Below are 6,807 nucleotides of genomic sequence, written 5' to 3'. Positions count from 1 at the left end.
ATGGCGGCGATGGCGGCAACGGTGGCGCCGGCAATGGCGGTTCCGGCGGGAATGGCGGCGATGGCGGCAACGGTGGCGCCGGCAATGGCGGTTCCGGTGGGAATGGCGGCGATGGCGGCAACGGTGGCGCCGGCAATGGCGGTTCCGGCGGGAATGGCGGCGATGGCGGCAACGGTGGCGCCGGCAATGGCGGTTCCGGCGGGAATGGCGGCGATGGCGGCAACGGTGGCGCCGGCAATGGCGGTTCCGGCGGGAATGGCGGCGATGGCGGCAACGGTGGCACCGGGAATGGCGGCAACGGTGGCACCGGCGGCAATGGCAGTTCGGGCGGCGGTGGCGGCACCGGCCATCACAACACCGGTTCCGGTCATTCCGGCAACGTCGGTTCCTGCGGCGCTTCCTGGCGGTCGTCTTGCTGACGCAGCTTGACCTGGAGGCGCGTCGCGCCGAAGCGGATCAAACGGACCTGCATCAAGTCTTTGTTTGTGGGCGGACAGAAAACCGCTGCGCACTTTTCCTGGAATTGCTCTACGGACCGGTGCGGTAGGCGAAGTCGTCCATCGCGGCCTGCCAGAAGTGCTGCGTCCGGATCTCGAGCCGCGTGATGCGCGTGTAGTCGGCCGCGAAATAGACCGGGCCGCTCGCGGACAGCACAAGCTGATCCTCATAGGCAGGCTGGTCGCCCCGCCAAGCCTTGAGAACAAGCGTCTCGCCCTCGGCGTCGTTCCAGCCGACGCCGAAATAGGCGCCCTGGAAATCGAACGGTTTGTCGCTGAACACCTGGCCGGGGTGGCCTGAGCTGTTATAGGCGATGAATTCGCCCGACATGGTCGTGTTGATGTAACCTGGACCGTCGGTGAAACGCTGGTGCATGGCAACGAGATTGTACCAGTCGAGCCCGCCATAGCCGGACGGAATTTCGAACACGCCCGACGTCGTCAAAAGGTCGTCGAAGCCGACGACGTGCCGTTGGGGCAGCGGCTCCTCGGCGGGCCCGCCCTTGCCCGAAAATGCGGAGAGCACGACCGGCGCCTCGCCGACCACGATTTTGCGCCGCTCGGTCGCCCCGTCGGCCGAAACCTCGACCAGCCATTCGCCTGATGTCACGGGCGCGCTGAAGCGCCCATCCGGATCGACCTTGGCGGCGGCGCCTGCCCCGTCAGGTCCCGTGAGGGAAATCCGCGCCCCGCCGGGGGCTACCCCGCTGATCGTCAGGCCCGCCGCAAGCCCAACCGGATGCGTCGTGCGCTGCGCAATCATGTCGCCCGGCGAGCCGGGGGAAGCCGCATAATCGCTTTCCTGGGACGCGTTTGCGGTGGTGACGGAAAAGCCTGGCGGAGGCACGACCCGGAACGAGTAATGTCCGGGATCGACAACCTCGAGATTGCGCTGGAGAACCGACATCCGAAAATTGGCAAAGCCGCTGACATTGGTCCATCGCATGATGGTGTCGCCATTGGGCTTGCCGAGCTCGACGGCCACATGCGGCATCGGCCGGTCGCCGAGATCGTAGATCCCGTTCCTGTTGCGGTCGCGGAACACCAGGATCGATGTGTTCATCTGGCCGCCATTGAAGGCGTCCCACGTGCGCCTGGGATAATAGTCCGCCGCGCTGCCGGCACGCGCCGTGCCGCAGACCATGGCGAGGCCGGTGGCCACGACGACGGCGCCCGGGAACGACAAACCACGCTTCACGGAATTTCCCCTCTGGCAGTCGGTGTCGGTCCGATCCCCTGGAGCCGGGCGATGATCTTGTCCACGGCATCCGCATCGAAATAGGCGAGATAGAGCAACGCCATGGTCGCGCTGAACGTATAGACCGGCAGCGTCAGATAGATGATGGCGTGAAAGGCCAGGCCCGGCAGGATCAGATAGCGCCTCGTCGCACGGAACGGCAGGCCAAGGGCAAGGCCATATTCGAGCGCGACCACGCCGAAGGATACGATCGTGGCGGGAAAGGCAAGGCCGGCCGGGTAATCCGAACCCGCATAGAACCAGAGGAAGATCTGCTCGATCCGCGCGCCGCTGAGAAAGGCGTAGCTCGTCTTGTCGAAGGCGGCGAAGAAATAGAGCACCGAGAGCTGCACCACGATCAGCCGCAGCCCCCACAGATTGCCGCGCTCCGCCGGCGGCACAACGCCCATGCGCTCGGCATGCGCCACCGCTAGGTAGCGGTCCAGCGAATAGGAGCGGCCGCATGGGGTGAGCGCGACCAGAAGTGCCGCGACGGCGAGCAGATAGGTGTGATGGTGGGTCCAGGGCTCACGACCAAGCTGGAAGCCGAAATAATAGTACATCACCAGCCCGACCGACCCGGCCCAGACAGCGGCGGCGCGGCTCTGATAGCCGACGAAGAGCAGCGCGGTGGCGACGAAGAAGTTGGCTGCCAGAAACAGGCCGATCGCCGACTGGTCCCTGTAGAGCAGCAACTCGCCCGCCCAGCGCGACCAGAACAGCATAGCCAAGCCAATGCGGATCAATGCGGAGGAGCGCGACGATCCCTCCGTATCGACCGCCCAGCCGACGAAGCGCGCCGCCACGGCGTGCGCCGGACGCCAGCTCGTCCAGTCGGCGATCGCGTCAGTCCGCGCAGGCATTTTCGGCATCGGTATGGATGATCTGCCAGCCATTGCGCGTGCCTAGCCGGGCGCGGACACGGATGTCGGCGCCCTGCCCGGCGACCGTGCAGAGCCGCTTGACGACGGATGCCAGTTCCTCGCGGTTTTCGATCCGCTTCAGCCTGCCGTCGCGAGGAGCGTCGAGCATCTCGAACCGGTCGAGCGGGATGAGCGCGCCGTCCGGATGGCGGATTTCGAAGGAAGCGTCGATGACGCCCAGCCCGATCGCGCTGAACATGGTCCAGGAGCGCAGCCATGGCGTCTGCACCCCGAAGATTTGCTCCGCGGCCGGACCGGCGATCATGAACGCGGCGATCGCCGTGAAGGCGACCAGCCGCAAGCGTCCCGCCGACAGCCGTCCGGCAGGCTCCGCGCCTGTTCTGATTGAGATGATGTCCGCCACCCGCGCACCCCCGTCGCGACTATAGACCGGATCAACGCCGTTCCGCGACCATCCCAGAAAAAGTCAGGGCGCGGCGCGCGGGCGCCCCACCGCGCCTCGATGGCGCGAGGCGGGATCATGGGAGAAGATATCGTTCGCCGAGACGGCAGGGCGAACGGTCAGGGATGAAAAATCTGCGGAGCAGCGGATGGCGGATCAATTATCGTATATACGAAAATATTGCGCTCTACATATTTTTGATATATACGATAATTATCGAAGCAGGTGAGGATGATGCGTTTCGAATGGGACGCCGCCAAGGCCAGGATCAACAAGGCCTAGCATGGCGTCGATTTCGCGCTCGCACCTGAATTTGATTTCGCGAACGCGGTCGCATTCATTGACGACAGCGAAATCTATGACGAAGAACGCCTTGTCGCCACCGGCATTATCGGCCTGTCCGTCTATGTAATGGTTTATGTCGAGCGCAACGAAACGATCCGGGTCATCTCGCTGCGCAAGGCCACGAAGAAGGAGATCGCGAACTATGTCGAAAGCCTCTAGCCAGTCCCGCGCTACCGTTGTACGCCGCGACGCAACGCCAACGACGAGCACCCGCGAGAGGGCGCGCGCCACAGCCCTAGCCGCACTTGCGCGTATGTCCGAAGAAGAGGATGCGGCGATCACGGCTGCCGCGCTTGCCGACCCGGACGCCCAGCCGCTCGAATTCCTGAAACTACGCCGCAAACCCGGCCGGCCGCGCGCCGAAGTCAAGAAAATAGCCGTTTCGCTGAAGCTCGATCCTGACGTGGTCAGCGCTTACCGTGAAAAAGGGCCAGGCTGGCAGACGCGGATGAACGACGACCTGCGCAAGGCGGCGAAACTGAAGCGCCACGCTCGCTAAGCCGCGCCGGCAGTTTTGTTGAGACCCAGTTCAGCTCGCTGAAGAACGGTCGGCTCGGGCCCGCGCGCCACCTTTTCCTTCTCCGCGTCGGCCTTGCGCTTCGGGCATTCCTCGAAGTCATGGTCGCGGCCACCGCAATAGGAGCAGCATTTGGCGGGGGTGTCGGGGTTGAGCATCGAGGCCATTCCCAAGAATGCACGAAAAGGTTTCCGGTTGCAGCAATTGCGTGAAGACGCCGCAATCGCCGTCCAGCCCGATGCCCGATACCGCAATATCAGGAGCTCACCGCTTGCGCGGCGGGCTCCCGCTCAGTCACCGCTCACGCATGCGCGTGGGGATGACGGAAGTCCCAGACGGCCCAGGCCGATGCCGCGACCACCAGCACGCCGAGCACGACGTGCGTGGCCATGACATGCGTGTCGGCCGCAAAGCCCAGCAGCCAGGGCGACACGATCAGCCAGAGCCCGAGGACGACGTTTACCCATTCCTCCCATTCGGCGAACACCGAAAGCGTCGCCAGCGCCAGCGCGCCGAGCAGAACGCCGACGATCCAGGCGTTCCACGCGGGCACCATTGCCGCGGCGAATCCGATGACCCAGGGTGAGACGAACAGGCAGATCGCGAGGACCAGAGTGATCCAGTCCTGGCTCTTCCTTGCTTCCATCAGCTTGCTTGCCATGACAACCTCCATAGATGAAGCTTGGCCAAAGCAACTGCATCCGCGTGGACATTGCACGCTTAACCATTGATGTAATTACGCTTCCATGGCGCTGCAAGGTGCCGACCGGGTGTGACAGCCCCGCGCGCCGGATAGCGCAGCCTTTCAGACGCTGAAGTCGGTTTCGCCCTCCGCCCCAAGCTGCGGCACGACGATTGCCTCGAGCGGCGCGTCGAGTTCCCACTTCACGCCGCCGGGAGCGCGTTCGAGGCTTGAGGAACCGCTTAGCGACTGCGGCGCCACCCGCTGCAGCACCACCGTGCCAAAACCCTTGCGGTCGCCGAAACCCTTGCGGTCGGTCGCATTCCGCCCGGCTTCGCTTGCTGTCGCCCCGGAGGTCTCGTGCCACAGAAGATGAAAGTGTCGCTGCGCCTCGGGGCCGGCCTCGACCTTCCAGGTGATTTCGACGCGGCCGCCCTCGGTCGCCAGCGCACCGTATTTGGCCGAGTTGGTGCCGAGCTCATGGAAGGCCATGCCGAGATTTTGCACCGCATTCGACTGCAGCGTAAGCAGCGGACCCGAAAGCGAGATGCGCTCTTCGTGGCCGAAGGGCTTCAAATGCTCCTGGATCAGGTCGAAAAGGCTGGCGCCGGCCCATTCCGAGGTGACGAGCAAATCGTGCGAGCGCGACAGCGCCATGATGCGCGAGCGGATCATCTGCTCGAACTCGACGGGATCGGTCGAGCGCTTGCTGGTTTCCCTGACCATCGACAGGATCACCGCGAACTGGTTCTTCACCCGATGGTTGACCTCGCGCATCAGAAGCCGGATGCGGCGCTCGCTTTCCTTGGCGGCGGTGATGTCGCGGGCGATTTTCGATGCGCCGACGATGTCGCCGGCACCGTTCTTGATCGGCGAGATGGTCAGCGAAACGGCGACCAGCGATCCGTCCTTGCGCCTTCGGGTTGTCTCGAAGCTGGGGATGCGCTCACCCCTGCGGATCCGAGCGATGATCTCGCTCTCCTCGTTCTGCATATGCTCGGGGATCAGCATCAGGACCGACTGGCCGATGGCCTCCTCAGCGCTGTAGCCGAAGACGCGCTCAGCCGCCTGGTTCCAATCGGTGATGATGCTGTTCAGATCCTTGCCGATGATGGCGTCGTAGGAGGACTCGACGATGGCCGCCAGGCGCGCGTCAGCGCTTGCGTCCTGGCGGATAATCCCCCCGATTCTTGTCATGTGCTGAAGGTAGCGCCGGACTTCATAAAGGCAACATCCTAATCGGCCGAGCTCTCGGCGCCGCCGTTCGCCTTCGCCGACGGTCGCACCACGCCGAAATCCTGCGACTTGATTCCGGCTGCCGCCGTCAGAAACCCTTCCGCGGCGAGGCCGCGGCGCAAAGCTCCCGCACCGCCGCGGAACGGCTAGTCTAGCGCTTGCGGGCTGGTTTCTTCGGCGCGACGGGGGGTGCGTCGGCTTCTTGCGCAAGCCTGGCTTCGCGCAACCGCTTCGTCTTGGCAGCCCTGGCAGCCGCTTCCAGGTCCTGTATCTGTCGCGCGACGCGGGACGTCGTGTCGGTCTTGGCTTCCGTGCGGGATGGGACCGGCTTGAACAGGCCGGTATCCGGTAGAGACTTCATCGTTTTCTCCTTGTTTCACGCAATTCCGGACGAAAAAGCGCGTCACTTTTCCAGGAATTGCCGAGAACAAAAAAGGCCGGGCACAGCCCGACCTTCTCCAACGCGCCTATGCGGCCGATGCCAGTACATCCGTGGTCAAAAGACCCCGAGGCGCTGCGATCAGGCGGCTTGCAGATTGTCTGCCGAGCTCTTGCCGTTGCGAGCATCCTTCACGATGTCGAAGCTGACCTTCTGGCCCTCGACCAGAGAGCGCATTCCTGCGCGTTCCACGGCCGAGATATGGACGAACACGTCCGGCTGGCCGCCGCCCTGCTCGATAAAGCCGAAACCCTTGGTGGCATTGAAGAACTTAACCGTTCCAGTAGTCATTGCGATCTCCTTACAAATCGACGCAAAATTATACGCGCCCAGCAACCGCCGAGCGACGCAATCTTCGAAATTGAGAGGGAAGATCGTAAGTGCGCGAATTTGCGCGAAAACAACGTTCTTTCAACAAGATCGATCCCGGGTATATAGCGCTAAATTTCCCGATCGACAAGGCTTTTCAAAATAATACTCCGAAGATGGGGGTGCGAGACAGCGCCAATCAACCGATGGGACGAGCGA

Annotated in this window: 11 protein-coding genes; 1 reads left to right on the top strand and 10 read right to left on the bottom strand. The window is 63.6% G+C overall.

Translation table 11 applies throughout. The features are described from left to right. From FJ956_RS30660 to FJ956_RS30915, 5 genes are all read right to left on the bottom strand, one after another. Nucleotides 1-350: hypothetical protein (locus tag FJ956_RS30660; RefSeq protein ID WP_210243613.1), on the bottom strand; the 350-nt coding region annotated here is incomplete at its 3' end. Nucleotides 351-528: 178 nt separating this feature from the next. Next, nucleotides 529-1,695 (bottom strand): SdrD B-like domain-containing protein, encoded by a 1,167-nt coding sequence (locus FJ956_RS26250; protein WP_140681760.1) that lies wholly within the window; start codon nucleotides 1,693-1,695, stop codon nucleotides 529-531. Further along, the gene (locus tag FJ956_RS26245; protein WP_181170320.1) at nucleotides 1,692-2,597 is read right to left on the bottom strand and encodes an HTTM domain-containing protein; all 906 of its coding nucleotides are present in this window, start codon (nucleotides 2,595-2,597) and stop codon (nucleotides 1,692-1,694) included. Before FJ956_RS26245 ends, FJ956_RS26250 begins: the two co-directional genes overlap by 4 nt. Next, a complete protein-coding gene (locus FJ956_RS26240; RefSeq protein WP_140681756.1) occupies nucleotides 2,581-3,021 on the bottom strand; it encodes a hypothetical protein in 441 nt (146 codons plus the stop codon). The genes FJ956_RS26245 and FJ956_RS26240 overlap by 17 nt, the downstream gene beginning before the upstream one ends. Nucleotides 3,022-3,273: 252 nt before the next feature. Further along, on the bottom strand, nucleotides 3,274-3,636 hold the full coding sequence (locus FJ956_RS30915; protein WP_246672174.1) for a hypothetical protein: 363 nt from the start codon (nucleotides 3,634-3,636) through the stop codon (nucleotides 3,274-3,276). Between the two features lie 22 nt (nucleotides 3,637-3,658). Between FJ956_RS30915 and FJ956_RS26230 the strand changes: the two genes are divergently transcribed. Next, the gene (locus FJ956_RS26230; RefSeq protein WP_140681753.1) at nucleotides 3,659-3,904 is read left to right on the top strand and encodes a BrnA antitoxin family protein; all 246 of its coding nucleotides are present in this window, start codon (nucleotides 3,659-3,661) and stop codon (nucleotides 3,902-3,904) included. On the opposite strand, the gene FJ956_RS26225 is transcribed toward FJ956_RS26230, so the two are convergent. The 5 genes from FJ956_RS26225 to FJ956_RS26205 form a co-directional block, all read right to left on the bottom strand. After that, nucleotides 3,901-4,080 carry a hypothetical protein gene (locus FJ956_RS26225; RefSeq protein WP_140681751.1) on the bottom strand — a complete coding sequence of 60 codons (180 nt, stop codon included), beginning with the start codon at nucleotides 4,078-4,080 and terminating at the stop codon, nucleotides 3,901-3,903. The genes FJ956_RS26230 and FJ956_RS26225 overlap by 4 nt on opposite strands. Nucleotides 4,081-4,223: 143 nt before the next feature. Further along, the gene (locus FJ956_RS26220) at nucleotides 4,224-4,583 is read right to left on the bottom strand and encodes an SPW repeat protein (RefSeq protein ID WP_140681749.1); all 360 of its coding nucleotides are present in this window, start codon (nucleotides 4,581-4,583) and stop codon (nucleotides 4,224-4,226) included. 144 nt (nucleotides 4,584-4,727) lie between these two features. After that, complete coding sequence (locus FJ956_RS26215; RefSeq protein ID WP_140681747.1) at nucleotides 4,728-5,801, bottom strand: PAS domain S-box protein; 1,074 nt, start codon at nucleotides 5,799-5,801, stop codon at nucleotides 4,728-4,730. A gap of 190 nt (nucleotides 5,802-5,991) precedes the next feature. Next, nucleotides 5,992-6,201: a hypothetical protein gene (locus FJ956_RS26210; RefSeq protein ID WP_140640933.1), complete on the bottom strand. Its 210-nt coding sequence runs from the start codon at nucleotides 6,199-6,201 to the stop codon at nucleotides 5,992-5,994. 159 nt (nucleotides 6,202-6,360) lie between these two features. Continuing rightward, a complete protein-coding gene (locus FJ956_RS26205) occupies nucleotides 6,361-6,570 on the bottom strand; it encodes a cold-shock protein (RefSeq protein WP_140681745.1) in 210 nt (69 codons plus the stop codon). Nucleotides 6,571-6,807 lie beyond the last annotated feature (237 nt).

The organism is Mesorhizobium sp. B2-4-3 (assembly GCF_006442815.1).
Taxonomy (GTDB): Bacteria; Pseudomonadota; Alphaproteobacteria; order Rhizobiales; family Rhizobiaceae; genus Mesorhizobium.
This window is presented reverse-complemented; position numbering and strand designations above follow the sequence as displayed.